The sequence below is a fragment of the Flavobacterium aestuarii genome (genome assembly GCF_040049115.1).
Classification (GTDB): Bacteria; Bacteroidota; Bacteroidia; order Flavobacteriales; family Flavobacteriaceae; genus Flavobacterium; species Flavobacterium aestuarii.
In genome coordinates this window covers 46,979-68,735 of the sequence record NZ_JBDLZZ010000003.1, presented here as the reverse complement: position 1 = coordinate 68,735, position 21,757 = coordinate 46,979, and the positions used below count along the sequence as shown (strand labels likewise).

10 protein-coding genes are annotated in these 21,757 nt (G+C 37.3%); all 10 read left to right on the top strand.

What is annotated here, in order from left to right; genetic code table 11:
• Nucleotides 1-135 precede the first annotated feature (135 nt).
• The 10 genes from ABEG11_RS03980 (at nucleotide 136) to ABEG11_RS03935 (ending at nucleotide 21,729) form a co-directional block, all read left to right on the top strand.
• Complete coding sequence (locus tag ABEG11_RS03980; RefSeq protein ID WP_348822904.1) at nucleotides 136-1,533, top strand: cadherin repeat domain-containing protein; 1,398 nt, start codon at nucleotides 136-138, stop codon at nucleotides 1,531-1,533.
• 143 nt (nucleotides 1,534-1,676) lie between these two features.
• Nucleotides 1,677-4,688: a SusC/RagA family TonB-linked outer membrane protein gene (locus ABEG11_RS03975; RefSeq protein ID WP_348822903.1), complete on the top strand. Its 3,012-nt coding sequence runs from the start codon at nucleotides 1,677-1,679 to the stop codon at nucleotides 4,686-4,688.
• Between the two features lie 12 nt (nucleotides 4,689-4,700).
• Entirely contained in the window at nucleotides 4,701-6,308 is a 1,608-nt protein-coding gene (locus ABEG11_RS03970) for a RagB/SusD family nutrient uptake outer membrane protein (protein ID WP_348822902.1), read from the top strand.
• A gap of 1 nt (nucleotide 6,309) precedes the next feature.
• Complete coding sequence (locus ABEG11_RS03965) at nucleotides 6,310-7,953, top strand: glycoside hydrolase (protein ID WP_348822901.1); 1,644 nt, start codon at nucleotides 6,310-6,312, stop codon at nucleotides 7,951-7,953.
• Between the two features lie 208 nt (nucleotides 7,954-8,161).
• Nucleotides 8,162-10,987 carry a LamG-like jellyroll fold domain-containing protein gene (locus tag ABEG11_RS03960; RefSeq protein WP_348822900.1) on the top strand — a complete coding sequence of 942 codons (2,826 nt, stop codon included), beginning with the start codon at nucleotides 8,162-8,164 and terminating at the stop codon, nucleotides 10,985-10,987.
• Between the two features lie 121 nt (nucleotides 10,988-11,108).
• The gene (locus tag ABEG11_RS03955; RefSeq protein WP_348822899.1) at nucleotides 11,109-12,692 is read left to right on the top strand and encodes a glycoside hydrolase; all 1,584 of its coding nucleotides are present in this window, start codon (nucleotides 11,109-11,111) and stop codon (nucleotides 12,690-12,692) included.
• Between the two features lie 6 nt (nucleotides 12,693-12,698).
• Nucleotides 12,699-14,912, top strand: a complete 2,214-nt coding sequence (locus tag ABEG11_RS03950) for a glycoside hydrolase family 43 protein (protein WP_348822898.1) — start codon at nucleotides 12,699-12,701, stop codon at nucleotides 14,910-14,912.
• 147 nt (nucleotides 14,913-15,059) lie between these two features.
• Nucleotides 15,060-17,483, top strand: a complete 2,424-nt coding sequence (locus ABEG11_RS03945) for a glycoside hydrolase family 2 TIM barrel-domain containing protein (protein WP_348822897.1) — start codon at nucleotides 15,060-15,062, stop codon at nucleotides 17,481-17,483.
• Nucleotides 17,484-17,663: 180 nt separating this feature from the next.
• Nucleotides 17,664-19,304: a SusR family glycan utilization regulator gene (gene susR / locus ABEG11_RS03940; protein ID WP_348822896.1), complete on the top strand. Its 1,641-nt coding sequence runs from the start codon at nucleotides 17,664-17,666 to the stop codon at nucleotides 19,302-19,304.
• Nucleotides 19,305-19,512: 208 nt separating this feature from the next.
• Nucleotides 19,513-21,729, top strand: a complete 2,217-nt coding sequence (locus tag ABEG11_RS03935) for a glycoside hydrolase family 3 C-terminal domain-containing protein (RefSeq protein WP_348822895.1) — start codon at nucleotides 19,513-19,515, stop codon at nucleotides 21,727-21,729.
• Nucleotides 21,730-21,757: the final 28 nt, after the last annotated feature.

Genomic DNA, 21,757 nt, shown 5'->3' with positions numbered 1-21,757 from the left:
TTATTCGATTTATTATATATGAAGAAAACGGTTTGCCTTGTGTACGTTTAAAACAATTACAAAAAAAAGACCAGCCAATATTGAATAGCATTCAATGTTTAGAAAACAAAAAAAAATAACCTTAAAATTAAAGAGATGAAAAAAATTAAATTTTTATTTTTTCTTGCCTTTTTTGCAGTCCTTTTTACGGGATGTCAAGATAATGAAGATGAATTTCCAGCTTCAGAAAAACCTACTCTTGTTGTAGGCACAACAGAAATATATGGTGCTCCTAACAGGAAATTTGAAATCAAAGCCGCATTGGCTGATGATTTGGGATTAAAAAGTGTACGAATTCAAATACCAGAATTAGCATTAGATAAAGTAATCGCATTTGGAACTGAACCTTTAGTAACTGCTTATGATTTGAGTTACTTTTTTGAAGTTCCATCTGACAGAGGAACATCAGAAGCTTTCAAAATTAAACTTACAGTAACCGATGTTTCTAATGGCACAGTTGAGCAGGATATTAATCTGCGTTTAGACGGTGAGTTTGATGCTCCTTCGATAACAATGATAACTCCAAAAGAAGGTGCTGTAGTATTGTTGTCAACAAGCAATTTAATGCCTGTAAACTTCACTGTTAATGATGATTCAGGTATTGATTTTGTTCAAGTTAAATGTGATGCATTGGGTATTGACGAAATGGTTCAGTTAACTGGTTCGCCACAATCATATACTTTCAATAAAACATATACATTGCCAGTAACTGCTGCTAATTATGTTTTGACAATTACTGCCAAAGATAAATTTGCTATTCCAAACACTGGAGCATTGAATATTAATGTAGTAGCTACTAATGAGTATCCAGCAATTTATTTATGCGATCAGCCAAAAGGAACAAATCTTACAACAGATGCAGTTGGTGTACCAATGTATTTCCATGATAAAAATGGACAGGATTTTGAATTTAAATATTATGCTGATTCAAATAATAAAGAAATATATTTCTTAGGACAAGAGTCAGATTTTGCACCACACTGCTTTGGATTGGATGCATCAGGAAATTTAAAAGACGATGTGGCTTCGGCTCCAATTGTACTGCCTACAAAAGGATACTATAAAATTAAAGTAAATCCGAATACATTACAATATACAGTTACTAAATATACACCATCAAGCAAGGTATGGGCTGATATTGCAAATGGTCAATGGCATGATGATGAAGCATTAAGAAGACCATTCGTAAGTGTATGCGGAGGCGGAATCAAAGATGCTAACTGGGATACTTGGAATGGATGGGTTCAAACAGGACTTCATTTAGCAAACAATCCTGATAATCCATATCAGTTAGTAGGTGAGTATACGCTTACTGGAACTATGGAAGCAACATTTACAGGACAATGGTGGAACCCTTCATGGAGATTGATTAAAAACGGTATCGCTACTATGTCACCAGGAGAAAATGGAAATGCTAAATATCCTGCTGCACCAGGAGTTTATAAAGTAATCGTTGATACTGAGCTGGAAAGAGCTTTCATAACAAAAAAATAGTTTGTTATAGCTTTGTGTTGTAACATTTAATAAATAAAATATCTGAATATGAAATCGCCAACTAAAACAAATTTGCGCAAGCAAATACCGACAAATAAAAAGGCGACACCATATATGACTTCTAATAATTAAAATTAACATATATGAAATATAAATTTATATGGTTATTTATAGCCGTGTTGTGCAGTAGTGCAGCATTTGCGCAGATAACAGTAAAAGGAACTGTTAAGGACAAAACTGCCTTGCCAATTCCAGGAGCAAACATCACAGTGAAAGGATCGGGGGCATCAGCTTCTACCGACTTTGATGGTAAGTATACTATAGTGGTGCCAAATAAAGATGCACAGCTGCAGTTTTCATTTATAGGCTTTACATCTAAAACAATTACTGTTGCCGACAGAACAACGATAGATGTTGTTTTGGAGCAAGCAGGACAAAACCTTGAAGAGGTTGTAGTAGTAGGTTATGCTACTGTAAAAAAGAAAGATGTGACTACCTCTATTTCTTCTGTAAAAGGGAAAGACCTTCAAACAATGACAGTTGGTAATGCTACCGAATCATTACAGGGAAAAGTAGCTGGGGTTCAAATTACAGGTACAGGAGGTCCAGGTGGTCAGCCTAGAGTACTTATACGTGGTATCTCTACTGTAAATCTTAGCACAGATCCGCTTTATGTTGTAGATGGTATCCCGATGGGAACTAGCATCAACTTCTTGAGTAATAATGAGATTGAATCTATGGACGTACTTAAGGATGCTTCTGCAAGTGCTATCTACGGTTCTCGTGCATCAAATGGGGTTATTCTTATTACCACCAAAAAAGGAAAAGTAGGTAAACCAAAATTTAATGTTGACTTAAGCAATGGTTTCCAGATTATGGACAATCCTTATAATATGGCAGATGCCGAAAGCTATGCTAATATTATGAATAAGGCTTATACTGCATCTGGATATTCTGAGTATTTGCCAAATGCTGAGCAGTATAGAGGCAAAACTACCGATTGGTGGGGAACAGGAATCAAAAAAGCTTCACCAGTAAGAAATGCTTCTATAGGAGTTACTGGAGGTTCTGAAAAAAACACCTATGCAGCAAGTTTAAACTACTATAAATCGGACTCTTTTTATGGAGTTGGAGGCTGGGAAAGAATTACAGCTAGAATTGCTAATGATTTTAAATTTTCAGATAAAGTTTCTGTAGGTATTACTTTAAATCCTCGTTTTGAAACATGGGGATCACCAGGAAACTGGGCTGATTTTGATAAGATTGATCCAATTACGCCAATTTATAAACCAGCAGATCAATTAAATGGTACCGAAAATGAATACAGTATCTATGCACGTTCTCCTTCGTATGTATGGAATCCTGTAGCTTCTGTTGCAAGATATGATGATTACACAGATCAGTATAATTTAAATACCAATGCATATCTTCAATATGAGCCTATCAAAGGATTAGTTTTCCGTACACAGGGTTCTGTAGAGGTGGGAGATAAAACACAAAGTATCTTTAGACCTGATTTCATAATTGATGCGGCTCACGAAAAAGCTGAAATCAATAGTGTGGAAAGAAAAAACACTACTAATCATGACTGGACATGGCAGACAACTGCAACCTATAATAAAACGTTTGCACAAAAACACAATATGTCTTTAATGGTAGGTGCCGCTTTGGAAGAATACAATGGAAATGATGCCTGGGCTTATGGCGAAGGAGTGCCAAATAACTCTGATTTGATGAGAGAGGTAAATGCAGCTACAAAAAACCGTAACAGTGGTGGTAATAGCTGGTCTGAATCTATGCAGTCTTACTTCTCACGCCTTTCATATAATTACGACAGTAAATATTATCTTACGGCAACTGCCAGACGTGACGGTTCTTCTAAATTCATGGCTGATAACAAATGGGCAGATTTCCCATCTGCATCAGCTTCTTGGAGAATTTCTAATGAAGGTTTTATGGAAAATACTAAAGAAGTGATTAATGATCTTAGACTAAGAGCGGGCTGGGGTAAAGTTGGTAATCGAAGTTTGCCAGGTGGTGTTTATGAGTCTAAAATTGGTCAAGGTTATTATGTTATTGGTGGCGAAGTGGTAGATACTGCTTATCCTTCTTCGATGGCTAACAAAGACATCAAATGGGAAACGGTTGAAGATATCAACTTTGGTCTTGATTTTGGACTTTTGAAAAACAAAATTTCAGGTTCATTTGAATATTACGAAAAAACAACAAAAGACATGTTGTTTACTAAGCAATTTCCAACCTCTAGCGGATTTCCAGATTATTCAAGAATGTGGACAAACGTAGGTTCTATGAAATCGAATGGTATTGATGTGCTGTTAGCGTACAAGGACAAAAAAGGAGATTTTTCTTACGGAGTTGATTTTACATTTACTACTTTTAATGTTGAGATGATTTCATTATCAGCTGATGGTGAAAAATTATACGGATCTAGCAACAGAACATTGACTGTTGAAGGTGATGAGCCTGGTTATTACTATGGTTATGTTGCTGATGGTATATTTCAAAACCAGACAGAACTGAATTCTCATACAGATGAGCATGGTACTAAATTACAGCCTTATGCTAAGCAAGGAGATATTCGTTTCAAAGATGTAAATGGTGATGGTAAACTGGATGATAAGGATAGAACAAAACTTGGTTCTCCATGGGCCGATTACACAATGGGATTGAACTTGAATTTTGCCTACAAAGGTTTTGATTTGATTGCTAACTTCTATGCAAGTATCGGAAATGAAATTGTAAACCAGAATATTTCGGATCTGTACAATGGAGCAAGCTTGACAAACAAAGTTGCTGGACTTGAGGATATGGCTTGGCATGGTGAGGGAACTTCAAATTATGTTCCTCGCTTGTCTAAAAATGATGATAACGAAAACTATACCAAATTTTCTTCTCTGTATGTTGAAGATGGTTCATATGTACGTATGAAAAACATTCAGCTAGGATATACTTTCCACAACCAGTTTGGATTGGACAGACTTAGACTTTCATTGTCAGGACAAAATTTATGGACATGGACAAACTACACAGGTGTGGATCCTGAAGTAGGTGGAGGCGTTTTAGGCTCAGGCTTTGGCGGATGGAATTATCCAGTGCAGCCAACAGTTTTAATGGGTGTTAATGTAGGATTTTAATAATAAACGAATATGAAAAAAATAATAGTATCGATAATAGCATTTTCATTATTTGCAGTTTCCTGTGAAGATTTTATAGAGAAAGACGCAAGAGGGACTCAAACTTTAGAAAACTATTTTCAAACCGCACAAGAATGCGAAAATTATGTAAATGAATTAACGCATAGATTATTAATGTCAAATGACTGGTACACATTGCTGGCACCAAGATTGACAAATGAATCTGCGACAGATGACGCTTGGATGGGAAATACTGGACAAGACAGCGGTGCTTTCAGACCTTGTTCCCAATACATCGTTACTCCCGAAAATATGGGATCTATGAACAGTATCTATACAGCTCATTACTATACCATTCAATCAGCTAACATTGGTATAGAAAAAATGGCTTTATCACCGCTTTCTGATGCACAAAAAAACCAGTATATAGGTGAATCATTGTTTATTCGCGCTTATTGCTATAATGAGCTGGTAAATAATTTTGGAGCTGTTCCATTATATACCACTTCTCTTGGAACAGGTGATTTGAAATTGGAGCGCAGTCCTGTTGCTGCTGTATATGCACAAATTGAAGCCGATCTTAAAGAATCAGCATCAAGATTAGAAGGTATTACAGTAAACAGAAACGGTAGAGTAAACAAATGGGCGGCTTATGCTTTATTAGCTCGTGTGTCTTTGTACCAGGAAAAATGGGCCGAAGCTAAATTATACTCAAATAAAGTTATTACAGAAGGGCCTTTTGCTCTTGAAGCAGATTTCTTGAAAATTTGGGATGTAAATAATCACAATGGTGTAGAGTCAATCTTGGAAGCTCAGTCTTCTTCTGTACAGGATAAAAGTTTAGGATCTATGCTGCCGACTTTTTCAGGTGCAAGAGGAGAGGATAAGAAAAATTTCCCTAGCAATGATGCTGGAGATGTTATTGACGGATGGGGATGGTGTATGCCAACCAGTGATTTAGAGAATGCTTACCTTTCTGAAGGTGACGTAGTACGCCGCAGAAGTACCATTACCAAATGGGGTGAAGCTGCTTATGGTGACGAGGTGTTAAATCCTACGCACAAATTCAGCTTGAATGACAACAAATCGGGTCGTATCTGCCGTAAATACTATATTCCAATTGCTACACGCCGTGCATTAGATAAAAAAGATGGAAAACTGCCATTGAATGTGCCATTGATCCGTCTAGCCGAAATGTATTTGACAAGAGCAGAGGCAGCTTACCAGTTGGGTGATGCTGGAGCAGCTTTGGCAGATATTAATGTGATCAGAACCCGTGCAAAATTAGATCCTAAAGAAGGTTTGGCAGGTCCAAATTTATTGAGACAGATTTACAAAGAGAGACGTTTAGAATTAGCTTTCGAGGGATTCCGTTTATTTGATATCCGTCGTGAGAAAGATCCAAGCACTGGAAGACCAGTTATAGAATCTTTAATGGGACCAAACGGATCTTTTGTTAAATATAACTTGACTTCTACAGATCCTTATGAAACTACGAATCTGAAAGAAGCACAGGACAAAGGAATCAATTTTAACCCTGCCAAAAATTTACTATGGCCAATTCCTCAATTGGAAATAGATTTAAGTGGTGGTTTAATAACTCAAAATGCTGGTTACTAATATGACTAGAATTATTAACTATAAAGCGAGCCTGCTATTTGCGGGCTTGCTTTTCATTAACTCATCTTTAATAAGCTGCAGTTCGTCTGATAGTACTGATGAACAGCCTCCTGTTAATTCTTCGACAAGAGAGCTGAAGGTAAATCTTGATGCCAATCTGCAGACAATGGAAAGCTTTGGAGCATCTGATGCCTGGCAATGTAATTTCATTGGTCAAAATTGGCCTCAGGATAAAAGAAACCAAATTGCTGATTTATTGTTTAGCAAAGATGTAGATGCTCAGGGAAATCCTAAAGGTATTGGGTTGTCTTTATGGCGTTTTAATCTTGGTGCAGGAAGTGCAGAGCAGGGAGAGGCCAGTGACATTGGCGATCCATGGAGACGTACCGAATGTTTCACTGCAGATGGAGTGGCTTATGACATGACAAAACAGGCAGGACAAGTATGGTTTATGAAAGCTGCTAAACAGCGTGGCGTTGATAAATTATTGGCTTTTGCAAACAGTGCTCCTGTTTATTTGACAGGCAATGGCAAGGCTCATGCAAGTATCAAGGAGTTTTATAATCTGAAGGACGGAAAAATGCCAGATTTGGCAGATTTCTGGGCGAATTCAATCGATAAATTGAAAACGGTTCATGGCTTGACAATCGATTATATCAGTCCTTTCAACGAACCGCAATATGAGTGGGACGGAACCAGTCAGGAAGGTTCTCCAGCAACTAATGCAAATATCTATAGCCTGGTATCAGTTTTATCTCCAAAATTGCAGGCAAAGGGGCTTAGTTCCCAAATTGTTGTTGGTGAGGCTGGAGCTTATGAACCTTTATATAAAACGGTTAGCAATACAACAAGCAGATCCAACCAGATTGATTATTTCTTTGGAGTAAATTCTACAAAAAATATTGCTTCAATGAGCAATGTCAAGAAAACAATTTCTGGACACAGCTATTGGCAGGCTTGGCCATTAAGTGAGCTTGTTTCTTCGAGACAATCAGCTGCCTCAAAAATTATGACAGTTCCAGGGCTTAGCCTTTGGTCTTCAGAATATTGTGTTCTAGAAAGTCCAGGAACTGCTGAATTACCTGGTGGAGCAGGAGCAGGAAGAGATTTAGGCATGCAGTTAGCATTATGGACAGCACGTATTATAAGTACCGATATTGCTGTTGGTGGTGTTACATCATGGCAATGGTGGACAGCTATTAGCCGAGGTGATTATAAAGACGGTCTTATTCATGTTGATGATGGCGCAAGCAAAGGAGCAGGAAATGCTGATTATTGTAAAAATGACGGTTACATCAGAGATTCCAAAACACTTTGGGCTTTAGGAAACTTCTCATTCTTTGTAAAACCTGGAATGGTGAGAGTACAGATACCAGGATTGGATAGCGCTGCAGCCACCACAGATATAATGCTGACTGCTTATAAAGACGAAGCGAACAAAAAATTAGTTGTTGTTGCTGTTAATTTCAGCAATACAGCTAGAACATATAAATTGAATCTTGCAGGTGGGGCTTTGAATAACAATAAATTGACTCCTTATGTTACCTCCGATTCTAAAAGCCTGAAAAAAGGAACTGATGTTGATGCATCCAATTTTGAAATTGGCGCCAGATCAGTTGTAACGTTTGTAGGTACCTATAAGTAAAATATTTTTTGGATAGAATTTTGTCTTTGATGAATAGAAAAGACGGCTTTTTTTACCCCTGATAACATGAATTAGAGTTATTAGGGGGAAAAAAAAGCAATGCAAAAAAGGATATATAATCAGTTGTCATATTGTACATACTATTTGTGAGCTGCAATTTGCGTCTATCTGATATAATTTAAAAATAAGTGAAAAACAATTGACAATCATGAGACAAAAATATTTCCTATTAGGGGTTTTATTGTTAGGATTTGGAATAATAAACATACATGCACAATCAAGCACAAGTGATAACTTAGTAGCACAGCCTATTACAGATAACACCGTGCCATTCAGTGTTTTTGATAATGGTATTTCATCTCCTGTTACATGGGGACTTGATACCGCTTGGCCTGATGAAAATAATATGCGTAGAGGCGTATCTTTTATGGGCAAAGAAAATGTTGATATTGTAAGAATATCATTTCAGCCTACTCGTGAACTGATTAATGGAGAATTTCAAAGCGGCAACTATGTAGGTTCCGATGGAAAAACGTACGAAAGTCAAACTGATTGGCTGGACAGACGTCTTGCTCTTGTGGCTTTAACAGGAGAAAAAACAAAAGTGGCATTCAATTGTGATCACCCTTTTGTAGCTTCCTGGTTTAGTCCTGGAGATCGTGCCACCTATGCCCAACGCTGGGAACAGCTGATTTATGCCAGTACAAAATATGCTCAGGCAAAAGGGAGAACCGTAGTATCTGTAGCTCCTTTTAATGAACCAGATAATGGATGGGGGCAGGGTACTGTTACAAACTTTAATGATATTGCTGCCCGTATTAAAGCTAATCCATATTTTTCTGCTATCCGTGTTTCGGGAGGAAATACACTCAATTGCGATCTGGCTCATAATTGGTATGACCAGTTAAAGTCTAATTTAGATGAAGGAAACACCCATCAGCTTGCTGGTGGATTTGATGGTTATGCAAGCTTTTTTGAAAAAGTCCGAAATGACGGTAAGCATGCAACTGCAGATGAATTACACAATGTAATGGAAGCTATAGTTGGTATCCAATACGGTATGCAGACAGGAATATGGTGGGGTACTGCCGAACTCGCAAGAGGTGAATTTGTAAAAGCAAGCCGAAATGGACAACGATTAGCATATGCAGAAAATCGTCCAAAGTGGACAGCTGCCGCAGTTTATAAAACTAGCGAAGGCAAGGTACAGGCATTTGGAGGAACTTCTGAAAGACAGGCTGCAGCCACAACGTACCGTTTTATATCAAAAGATAAAGAGGTTTACTTTGATGGTTATGGCCCGCAGCGTGAATATACAATGCCATTGCCAGGAGGTACTGGCTACCAAAAGGGACAGACCAATGCCGAAAGAGTTGTAAATATTACTTGGGGTGATGATATTCAGCCTGTTATTAATGGCCGTTATGTATTAGTAAATCGCAATAGCGGAAAAGTTTTGGAAGTAGAAAATGGCTCTGCTTCAGCTGGTTCAAGCCTTCGTCAATACAATTATAATTCAAGTGCAGCATATCAGCAATGGAATGTTACTCCAGTCGATTCAAGGATTGGTGGTGATTTCAGCTATTTTACAATTACTGCACAGCATAATGGCATGTCTCTGGATATCTATAATTATTCATTAGAGGATGGAGGAAAAATTGTTGTTTGGAATGATCTTAAATCGGTAAACCAGCAATGGTATCTGGATTATGCCGAAGATGGATGGTTTTATATCCGCAGCCGATTCAGTGCAAAATGCCTGCAGGCTGCCAGTACTGGCGATAATATCGAACAATCCGAAAAATCCGGAGGTAATCAGCAGCAATGGCGTTTGCTCCCTGTTGGTATGCCTATAGATTTTGTATCTCCCAATGCTCCAGGTAATTTGACAGCCACAGCTAATGCTGCATCTATCCGTTTAGACTGGACGCCAAGTACAGATACTGATGTTGCTGGATATACAGTTTTTAGAGCCGAATCAAAAGGCGGATCTTACAATACAATAGCCCGAAATATAAAAACAGCTTCTTTTGTTGACAATACGACTGATACAGGGAAAACTTATTTTTATGTAATCAAAGCGGTAGATAATTCATTGAACTGTTCTGTTTATTCAAATGAAACTTCGGCTGCATCCACAGGCACCAAGGATATCATAGCATATTTTCAATTTGATGATAATACATTAGACAAAAGTATTCAATTAAACCACAGTGCTTCTTACGGTGATATTGCTTTTGTTGAGGGAAAAAAAGGCTCAAAAGCAATTTCGCTGAAAGGTACCAATGGTTTCCTGCAGCTTCCGTCAAATGTAGCAAATCATGAGGATAGTACTATTGCGACATGGGTAAATTGGAAAGGCGGAAATCAGTGGCAGCGAATTTTTGATTTTGGAAATGGTGTGGATGAAAATATGTTTTTAACTGCCAATGCTAACAGTGGTAATTTACGTTTTGTAATCAATAATGGAAATGGTGAGATTCAATTGGAGAGTGACAAGTTAGCAGTCTCCACTTGGGTACACGTTGCTGTAACAGTAAGTAAAACACAAGGCTTAAAAATGTATGTTGATGGTAAATTAGTGAAACAGCTGGATAACTCCGCTGTGAGCCCTAATGATTTTAAGCCAATTCTTAATTACATCGGCCGCAGTCAATACGCTGCCGATCCATTATTCAATGGCTATATAGACGATTTCAGGATTTACAATTACACATTATCTGATAGCGAAATAGCCGCTCTTGCTTCGAACAATTTAGGTATAGATTCTAATGAGATGAAAAACGGGTTAGCGAATGTGTCGTTATGGCCAGTTCCTGCTAATGAGGTACTGCGTATGGGTCTTGCCGAAATGAATAGCACTGCGTCAGCCCTTGTTGTATATGACATGCAAGGAAAAATTGTTATAAGCAAAACGTATAGTAATAGTAAAAATATTGAACTGGACACTTCTTTTCTTCCATCGGGAACTTATATACTGAAGTTAAAAAACAACGAAAAAACAGTAGCCAAGCAATTTATTGTAAAGCATTGATTTTAGATCAGATTATGAATTTTTTTACAGATTTCCCGCAAGCTGATAGTCAAAATCTTCTGCGGGTTATCCGTAAAAGCTAGTAATAGTTATAATATTAATATACAAAGAATAAAAAAAAATGAAAAAGGTATATGTCTCGCTTGTATTGCTAATGGGTTTGCACTCTTTTGCACAGCGAACAGCTATAATCAGCACCGATAATGTTGTACAGACCATGGACGGTTTTGGAGGTTCAGATGCCTGGAGATGCCAATTTGTTGGCAAAAACTGGCCTGAGCAGAAAAAGAATGCCATTGCCGATCTGCTGTTTAGTAAAGAAATTGATGCCGAAGGCAATCCTAAAGGAATCGGACTTTCTATCTGGAGATTCAATCTCGGGGCAGGAAGTACTGAACAAGGGGAAAGCAGCAGGGTATCTGATGAATGGAGACGCAGTGAATGTTTTCTTAATGCAGATGGAACTTATGATTTTTCAAAACAGGAAGGACAGAGATGGTTTTTGCAGGCAGCAAAAAAACGTGGAGTAGAGAAATACTTGATTTTTACAAACAGTCCGCCTGTATCTATGACAAACAATGGATTGTCATTTGCAACACAAAAAAATAAGCTGAACCTAAAGGAAGGATCAATCCCGAAATTTGCTGATTTTTTTGTAAAAAGTATTCAGGGATTAGAGAAAAACGAAGGAGTCAAATTTGATTATGTGAGTCCAATAAATGAGCCTCAATGGGAATGGATGCCTAATAATGGCGACAAAAACAGCCAGGAAGGAACGCCGGCGACCAATCAGGAAATTTATGATTTGACTAAATCACTTTCTGAAAAATTAAAAGCTCAAAAAATGAGCACCGAAATTGTTATTGCCGAAGCTGGACAGATTAATTATCTATATGAAAATGTAAATGGTGAAAACCGTGATAATCAGATTGATTATTTTTTTGGAAATTCAAAAACGAACATTTCAAAATTATCCAATGTAAAAAGCACCATTTTGGGTCACAGTTATTTTACAACCTGGCCTGTGGACAGACAGGTTTTAAGCCGCAAACTGATTGCTGCCAATGTTAAGCAGTATCCAGGCTTGAAATACTGGCAATCCGAATATTGTATTTTGGAAAATCCTGGTGAAGCCGAAATCCCTGGAGGTGCTGGCGGAGGCAGAGATTTAGGAATGCAGACAGCTTTATTTGTTGCCCGTTTGATACACAATGATATTGCTGTTGCCAATGCGGCCTCATGGCAATGGTGGACATCTCTTACCAGAGTAGATTATAAAGATGGCTTGATTTATCTGGACGATGGAAAAAGCAAAGGAGGCACAGCTCCTGATTATGTGAAAAATGACGGTGAATTTCATGATTCAAAACTGCTTTGGGCTTTAGGAAATTATTCTTTGTTTGTACGTCCGGGAATGCAGCGTATTGATGTTCCCAACCAAGATGAACTGGGTGCTGCTAATGATGTGATGATAACAGCTTACAAAGATGTGGCCAATAAAAAACTGGTGGTAGTTGCAGTAAACTGTGGCAAATCTGATCAGAAATATAAATTTAACCTGACTAAAGGAACTCTGAAAAACAATGAAGTAACTCCTTATGTAACTTCTGAAAGTTCTAATTTGAAAAGAGCTGCGGTTCAGAAAAGCGATGCAATAGAAATCCCTGCAAGGTCAGTAGTGACATTTGTAGGAGAATTAAAATAAAAAAGCATGAAATACAATTCAAAAACAGCAATAAAAAAGGATTCAAGTAAATGGATTATTACTTTATTGGCTTTAATTACCATGGCAGCTGTTAATGCACAACAAGCTTCCAAAAAGAAATCTTCTAAAACGGAAACAACAAATGCCAAAATAAAAACCACTGCTTATCTGTTTGCTTATTTTACTGGTAATTCAGGCAATGAGGAGGCAATCAGATTTGCAGTGAGTAATGATGGCTATAATTTTAGAGCTTTAAATAATAATCAGCCGGTGATTGATTCTAAACAGATCAGTTCTACAGGAGGGATTCGTGATCCGCATATTCTGCGTGGTGCTGATGGCAAAACATTTTATATGGTAGCCACTGATATGGTTTCGGATAAAGGATGGGATTCGAACAGGGCTATGGTTTTATTAAAATCGACCGATTTAGTAAACTGGACTTCTGCCATCATTAATATTCAGAAGAAATACTCAAATCAGGAAAATCTAAAACGTGTCTGGGCACCACAGACCATATATGATACCAAAAAAGGCAAGTACATGATTTATTGGTCAATGCAGCATGGCAATGGTATTGATATAATTTATTATGCTTACGCCAATGCTGATTTTACCGATTTGGAAACCGAACCTAAGCAGTTGTTTTTCAGCCCGACAAACGGAGCCTGTATTGACGGTGAAATTATTTTCAAAGACAATAAATACCATTTATTTTTCAAAACCGAAGGAGCAGGAGCAGGAATCAAAGTGGCAGTTTCTGATAAACTTACCGAAGGCTATGTCTTGAAAGATAAATATGTGCAGCAGACCAAATATCCTGTAGAAGGTGCCGGAGTTTTTAAACTGAATAATTCTAAAGATTATATCCTTATGTATGATATGTATACTAAAGGAAAATATCAATTTACAAAAACGAGTGATTTAGAAAATTTCTCAGTGATTGACAATGCTGTTACAATGAATTTTCACCCTCGCCACGGAACGGTTATGCCTATAACTGCAGATGAACTGGCACGTTTAGAAACTAAATGGGGAAGTGCAAAGGATATCATGAGTTCTACTGAAGCTGCAGCAATTAAGAAAACAAATATCAAAGCCGATGCTGATGCAAAGCAAGTTCATCTTCCTGTAAAATGGGGAACAAACCTTTCGGCATTCAAACCTGATTTTACAAAATTTGCAGGCGTTACAGTTGAACCAAAAACGCCTCAGGATTTTACAAAAGGAGCTGTAAAATATACAGTAACAATAGCAGGACAGCCAGCAGAAATCTGGTCTGTTACAGCTTCAGTCGCCAATAATCCTGCTTTGAACGGTTTCTATGCCGATCCTGATGTAATGTATTCTGAGAAAACTTCAAAATATTATATCTACCCAACAAGCGATGGATTTGATGGCTGGTCTGGAACTTATTTTAAAACATTCTCTTCGCCTGATTTAGTGAATTGGACTGATGAAGGAATTATTCTGGATCTGGAAAAAGACGTTGCCTGGGGAAACAGAAACGCTTGGGCTCCTTGTATTACTGAGAAAAAAACAGGAAACGGTTATAAATATTATTTCTATTTCACTGCAGCACAAAAAATCGGAGTAGCAGTTGCTGATAAACCGGAAGGATCTTTTACAGATTCTGGAAAACCATTAGTAGACAAGTTGCCAAATGGAGTTTCAGGCGGACAGCAGATAGATCCAGATGTGTTTACAGATCCTAAAACAGGGAAAAGCTACTTATACTGGGGTAATGGTTATATGGCCTGCGCCGAATTGAACGACGACATGATTTCGATCAAGCCCGAATCAGTTATCGTAATGACTCCAGATAACACTTTCCGTGAAGGAACTACAGTCTTTTTTAGAAATGGGAAATATTATTTTTTATGGTCTGAAGATGATACTCGAAGCGAAAACTACCGTGTGCGCTATGGATATTCTGATTCGCCAATAGGCAAAATAACAATTCCTGAAAACAATTTAATTCTTGCTAAAGATAAGGAAGCAGGCATTTTCGCCACAGGTCATAATTCAGTTCTTCAGGTTCCTGGTAAAGATGAATGGTATATAGTTTATCACAGGTTTAATTATCCAAAAGGAATTACTATGGGTGATCCAGCAGGATTCAATAGGGAGGTCTGTATCGATAAAATGGAATTTGGCAAAGATGATGCTATTTTGCCAATAACTCCAACTCATGAAGGGGTTAAGCCTATAAAAAAATAGGCTTGCAACGAAGGATTTATTTGATTTTTTTTAATGAATAATATCTAAATGAAGACAGTTTATTGGCTTCATAATGGGACTTTTTATGTAAAAAAATACTGTTTTCGATATTAAACTTATGAATGAATAATTAAAAATACATACACAATGACTATTAAAAAATTAATATTGCCAACGCTGATTTTTTCCTGCTTATCTGCTTTTAGCCAGATATCGTTTGGAGATTCTCAAAAGATTAATGACAACTGGAAGTTTGAGCTGCAGGATGTTGCAGATGCTCAAAATCCATCTTACAATGATGCTAATTGGCAGTCAGTCAATGTTCCTCATGACTGGAGCGTAGAGGGACGATTAAGTCCTACATTGGCAAGCTGTACAGGATATCTGCCAGGCGGTATTGGCTGGTACCGAAAAGCATTGAATATTCCTCAAAATAAGAAAGGCGAAAAAGTGTACTTGTATTTTGAAGGTGTTTACAACCGAAGTGAAGTTTTTATTAACGGCCATTCTTTAGGAAAACGCCCTAATGGATATATTTCATTTGCTTATGATGTTACGCCTTATGTAAAATATGGAGAAAACAATACGGTTGCCGTAAAAGTGGATCACAGCCAAAGTGCTGATTCACGCTGGTATACTGGGTCTGGTATCTATCGCAATGTATGGTTGGTGTATTCTAATCCAGTACATATTGAGCAATGGGGAGTGTATGCTTACCCAGAAATCAAAAATGGCGCTGGAAAATTAAATGTTGAAGTTTCTTTAGACAATGGTTCGGCTGCAAAAGCAAATCTTATGGTTGTAAATGAACTTGTAGGTCCAGATGGAAAAGTGGTGTCCAAAAGTTCTCAAAATATAGCTGTAAATGCTAATGCAGTAAATAAAAGCAATGTACAGATAAATGTAAAAAATCCTCAATTATGGAATTTAGAACATCCTAATCTCTATCAGCTGAAGACTACTGTTTTGAATGGCGGAAAAATCATTGACAAGACAGTAACACAAACAGGTTTCAGAAATTTTACTTTTGATGCTAATAAAGGTTTTGCCCTGAACGGAAAATGGATGAAGATGAAAGGGGTCTGCCTGCATCATGATGCTGGGGTTTTGGGATCGGCAGTGCCAAAAGATGTTTTGAAATCAAGATTAAAAACGCTGAAAGAAATTGGTGTAAATGCCATTCGTACAAGCCATAATCCTCAAGCTCCAGACTTTTATGCTTTGTGTGATGAATTAGGAATTCTGGTTCTTAATGAAGCTTATGATGAATGGGAATTTCCTAAACGCAAATGGTTAACAGGATGGAATGTTGGTACTCCAGGATTTGAAGGTTCTCATGATATATTTGGTACTTGGGGCGAAAAAGATCTGGAAGACATGGTACGTCGCGACCGCAATCATCTTTCTGTATTTGGATGGAGTATTGGTAATGAGGTAGATTATCCAAATGATCCTTATTCGCACCCTGTTCTGGATAAAGGAAAAGATGGTTTTGGGCAAGCAAATTATGGCGGCTACAAAAAAGATGCACCAGATGCTATGCGTCTTGGAGCCATAGCTAAACGTCTTGTGGCAGCTGTAAAAAAATATGATAAATCCCGTCCTACAACTGCAGGTCTTGCAGGTGTTGCAATGTCTAACGAAACAGAATACCCAGGAGCTTTAGACATTACAGGTTATAATTATACTGAAAGCAAATATCTGTCTGATCACAAAAAATACCCAAACAGAGTAATTTTTGGAAGTGAAAATGTTCATGATATGGATCCATGGCTGGCAGTAAAAAATAACGAACACATATTTGGGCAGTTTTTATGGACTGGTATTGATTATTTAGGTGAATCTAATGCATGGCCTTCAAGAGGATTCTACTCCGGATTAGTGGATCTGGCAGGGATTATCAAGCCAAGAGGATATTTCCGTCAGTCATTATGGTCAGATAAACCAATGATTTATGCAGGAACTTACATCAGCAATAATGAAAAAGATCTTTCTAAAGATGCATGGCCAATCTGGAATAATTACACTGAGGGACAATTAATCAGAGTGGTTTGTTATACCAATGCGGCTAAAGCACGCTTAGAATTAAACGGCAAAGTAGTTGGCGAAGAGAAAAACTACGATGAAAAGACAGGTGTTATTTATTGGGACATCCCTTATGCTCCAGGCAAATTGGAAGCAATCGGTCTTAGCTCAGACAATAAAATCGTGAGCCAGTATTCAATAATATCATCACAGCAGCCTTATGCTTTAGCTATTAATGAAAAGAACATAACTATCAATAAGGATAAAGGTGTAGCCAAAGTAATTGTGCAGGTATTAGATGAAAAAGGTTTGCCAGTAATGCTTTCAGATAATGAAATCACTTGCACAATTAATGGCTCAGGTACTTTACTGGGGTTAGAAGCTGGAAACAATAGCGATATGGGCGATTATACAGATAATGTTCAAAGAGCATTTCACGGTCATCTGGTGGCTTATATTCAGGCAAATGGCGGTACTGAACCTATAACTGTAAAATTTACCAGCACTTGGTTAAAGTCTGCAGAAGTTACTATTCAAGTAAAATAATTTATAGTATTGATGATCATTTTAATAAAGTGAGTATAAAATTAATTTGATTAATTAGCAGAAGCTGTTTCTTTTAATAGGGACAGCTTTTTGCTTTTAGTAACAAATACAAATCGAAAAACATTCTATTTAATAGTCACTTTACTATATTTGTATTCCAATCATTTAGCGGTTATCAGTTTGAAAAATTATCTTCTGTTTTTATTATTTGCAATCAGTTATTCGGGTTATTCATCGGATACTGCCGATTCTATTTACGATAAGCTGAATGAGGCACTAAAAAATAAGCAGCAATATGTCTTGCTGAAAGAAGAGCGTATTTTGAATTTCAAAAAAATCAAGTCCTCTGATTTATCCAAAGAACAGGAATACAATTACAACAAGACGCTATATACCGAATATCAGAAACTCGATTCGGATTCGGCAATTTTTTATGTAAAAAAGAATCTGATCATTGCCCAGGAACTGCAGAATAAAGATTTAGCAGATCTGGCTCAATTGCAGTTAGCCAACCTCTATTCATCGTCTGGAAAGTACAGGGAATCAGAGTCAATTTTAAAAAGCATAAATAAAAAAATATTATCCAAATCGCTGCTGCCCAATTACTATCTGGTGTATCGGGAATTTTTTGAGCATTATAATGCCAACAGCCCGAGTAAGCTATATATGGCACAAATTGGAAAATACAGAGATTCTTTGCTTGGTGTATTGAATTCCGCAACATTGAATTTCAAAATAAACCTGATCCAGAAAAATATTTTTGAAAAAAGGCTTGAAATAGCCCTGAAGCAATTAATGGACTTATTGAAGGTAACCAGCGAAGAGGACTCTCAATATGCTATGATTACCTATCTTATTGGAGATATTTATGAGACAAGAAACCAGTTTGAATTGCGAAAAAAATACTATGCACTTTCAGCAATATCTGATATAAAAACGGCTAATAAGGACAATGCTTCACTGCAGAAAATGGCTTTGGTCTTTTATCAGATTGGCGATGTAGACATGGCTTATAAGCTCACGCAATCAGCGATTGAAGATGCGCTTTACTGTAATGTACAGTTTCGGACTCTGCTTATGTCTGAAATATATTCGATTATTAACACGGCTTACCTGGAAAGAGAAGCACAAAGGAAAAATGAACTGCAATTGTATCTGCTATGCATAAGCCTGCTTTCCGGTTTTTTGGTTGTAGCAGTAATTTATGTGTACAGGCAAATGAAAAAGGTATCGAGAATCCGCGCTGAGCTTTTTGCAACCAGTCAAAAGCTAGCCGAATTAAACAAAGATATTACTGAAACGAACAGCCAGCTGCAGGAACGAAACGCACAGTTATCTGAATCAAATCATATCAAGGAAGAGTATATTGCGCATTTCTTCAGTCTATGTTCGACTTATATCAATAAGTTAGAAAACTATCGGGTTATTTTAAATAAAAAAGCGGCCGTGAAGCAGTTTGATGAAATTTATAAAATGCTGAAATCAACAACGCTGGTCGAAAAAGAGCTTAAAGAGCTGTATGAGAATTTTGATGTAATTTTTCTGAACCTGTATCCAACTTTTGTAAAAGATTTTAATGCTTTGCTTATCAGCGAAGAACAGATTGTATTGAAACATGGAGAATTACTGAATACTGAACTTCGTATTTTTGCATTGATCCGTCTTGGGATTACCGACAGCGTAAAAATTGCAGCATTTCTTCGCTACTCTTTGAGCACTATTTATAATTATCGGACCCGAGTCCGCAACAAGGCTGCTGTTTCTCGTAATGATTTTGAGGAATCAGTGATGAAAATAGGTCTGCTGTCTCAAAAAGTGTAATTTTTACTTTTAAAACCACTACTTTTTTTGATCTTTTATTTTTTTTAAAGTATTTGTTTTCAATGTTTTAAGTTTTTAATTGACTACTTTTTTTGTTTAAATTTTCAACAGTTCCTATAACGTTTTAGCTTTACAATATCATTCAAAGATGCTCTTAAAAAAATAAGCATCTTGATAACAAAATTAATGCTTTAATAAATTAAGAGGTATGTTTAAAAATGTTAAAACAATTGTTCTTTTACTATTGTTAGGTTCATTCGGAGCCAATGCACAAAGTCAAGTTCCAGTTTATCTTGATGATAAAAAAACTATTAACGAACGCGTAGAGGATGCGCTTTCTAAAATGACAACTGAAGAAAAAATTGCCATGATTCATGCGCAATCTAAATTTAGTTCACCAGGTGTTCCCCGTTTGGGAATTCCAGAAAACTGGATGACCGATGGCCCCCATGGAATCCGTACCGAAGTGAAATGGGACGAATGGGATCAGGCAGGATGGACAAATGATTCCTGTATTGCATTTCCAGCACTCACAGCTTTATCATCGACCTGGAACAAGGAAATGGCTTCTTTGTATGGTAAATCAATTGGTGAAGAAGCTCGTTTCCGCAACAAAAATGTACTGTTGGGACCAGGTGTAAATATCTACCGAACACCTTTAAACGGCCGTAACTTCGAATATATGGGAGAAGATCCGTTTCTTACTTCAAAAATGGTGGTGCCATATATAAAGGGGGTGCAGTCAATTGGAGTTGCTGCCTGCGTAAAACATTTTGCCTTAAACAATCAGGAAACCAACCGTAATTCAGTAAATGTAATTGTTGATGATCGTGCGCTGTATGAAATTTATCTGCCGGCATTTAAGGCTGCAGTTCAGGAAGGCGATACATGGGCAATTATGGGTTCCTATAATAAGTACAAAGGACAGCACTGCTGCCATAATGAGTTTCTGCTCAATGATATTCTTCGTGGCGAATGGGGATTCAAAGGAGTTGTAGTTTCAGACTGGGGCGGAGTGCATGATACTAAACAAGCCATTTCTAATGGTCTGGATATGGAATTTGGTTCATGGACCAATGGACTTTCGTGGGGAACAAGTAATGCGTATGACAACTATTATCTGGCAAAACCATATTCAGAAATGATCAAAAAAGGTGAAATCGGGACTAAAGAACTGGATGAAAAAGTACGTCGTATTTTGCGTTTATCGTTCTTGACAACAATGAATAAAGAAAGACCTTTTGGATCATTTGGCACAAAAGAACATGCCGATGCAGGTCTGAAAATTGCTCAGGAAGGAATTGTTTTGTTGCAAAATAAAAATAATATTCTGCCAATCAATCTTTCTAAAACTAAAAAAATAGCTGTAATTGGCGAAAATGCAATCAAGATGATGACTGTTGGAGGCGGAAGCTCTTCGTTGAAAGCACGATATGAAATTACTCCTCTGGAAGGACTAAAGAAAAGAATAGGTAATCAGGCTGAGATTGTGTATGCCCGCGGTTATGTTGGAGATCCTACAAGTAATTACAATGGAGTTGTGGCCAAAGTGAGTCTGGAGGACAAGCGTTCACCTGCAGAATTGACAGCCGAAGCAGTAAAAGCAGCTAAAGGAGCCGATATAGTTCTTTTTATTGGAGGATTGAATAAAAGCGACAATCAGGATGCAGAAGGAGCTGACCGCAAAGATTTAGGCCTTCCATACAATCAGGATCAATTAATCAATGAGCTGGTTAAAGTAAACAAAAATGTGGTTTTTGTAAATATTTCTGGAAACGCTGTGGCAATGCCGTGGGTAAACGAAGTTCCTGGAATTGTTCAAGGATGGTTTTTAGGTACCGAAGCGGGTACTGCATTGGCATCTGTTTTGGTTGGTGATATTAATCCTTCCGGAAAATTAACTTTTACTTTTCCTGTAAAATTATCGGATAATGGAGCTCATGCATTAGGAGAATTCCCAGGTGGTGAGGAGGTAAAATATAACGAAGGCATTTTTGTAGGTTATCGCTGGGCCGATAAACAAAAAGTAAAACCTTTGTTTTCATTTGGCCATGGCTTAAGCTATACAGCCTTTGAATATGGCAAAGTAACTGCAGACAAAAAGCAAATTTCAAACAGGGATCAAATTACGTTTTCAGTTAAAGTAAAAAATACAGGTAACCGCGATGGAGCAGAAGTTGTACAGCTTTACATCAGTGACTTGAAATCCTCATTGCCTAGACCAGTTAAAGAACTAAAAGGTTTTGAAAAAGTTTTGCTTAAAGCGGGCGAAGAGAAGACAGTAACTTTTACCGTAGATAAAACGGCTTTGAGTTTCTTTGATGATAAAAAACACGATTGGGTTGCTGAATCTGGAGTTTTTGATGCCATCGTTGGTGCATCTTCAACAGATATAAAATCAAAAGTGAGTTTTACACTTCAATAATTTCATTATTTCTAAATTGGTTAGTTGT

Bases quoted from the DNA above. Each gene is read 5' to 3' on its own strand.
- ABEG11_RS03975 (WP_348822903.1), top strand. From the start codon at position 1,677: ATGAAATATAAATTTATATGGTTATTTATAGCCGTGTTGTGCAGTAGT.
- ABEG11_RS03960 (WP_348822900.1), top strand. From the start codon at position 8,162: ATGAGACAAAAATATTTCCTATTAGGGGTTTTATTGTTAGGATTTGGA.
- ABEG11_RS03965 (WP_348822901.1), top strand. From the start codon at position 6,310: ATGACTAGAATTATTAACTATAAAGCGAGCCTGCTATTTGCGGGCTTG.
- ABEG11_RS03950 (WP_348822898.1), top strand. From the start codon at position 12,699: ATGAAATACAATTCAAAAACAGCAATAAAAAAGGATTCAAGTAAATGG.
- ABEG11_RS03935 (WP_348822895.1), top strand. From the start codon at position 19,513: ATGTTTAAAAATGTTAAAACAATTGTTCTTTTACTATTGTTAGGTTCA.
- ABEG11_RS03980 (WP_348822904.1), top strand. From the start codon at position 136: ATGAAAAAAATTAAATTTTTATTTTTTCTTGCCTTTTTTGCAGTCCTT.
- ABEG11_RS03945 (WP_348822897.1), top strand. From the start codon at position 15,060: ATGACTATTAAAAAATTAATATTGCCAACGCTGATTTTTTCCTGCTTA.
- ABEG11_RS03970 (WP_348822902.1), top strand. From the start codon at position 4,701: ATGAAAAAAATAATAGTATCGATAATAGCATTTTCATTATTTGCAGTT.
- ABEG11_RS03955 (WP_348822899.1), top strand. From the start codon at position 11,109: ATGAAAAAGGTATATGTCTCGCTTGTATTGCTAATGGGTTTGCACTCT.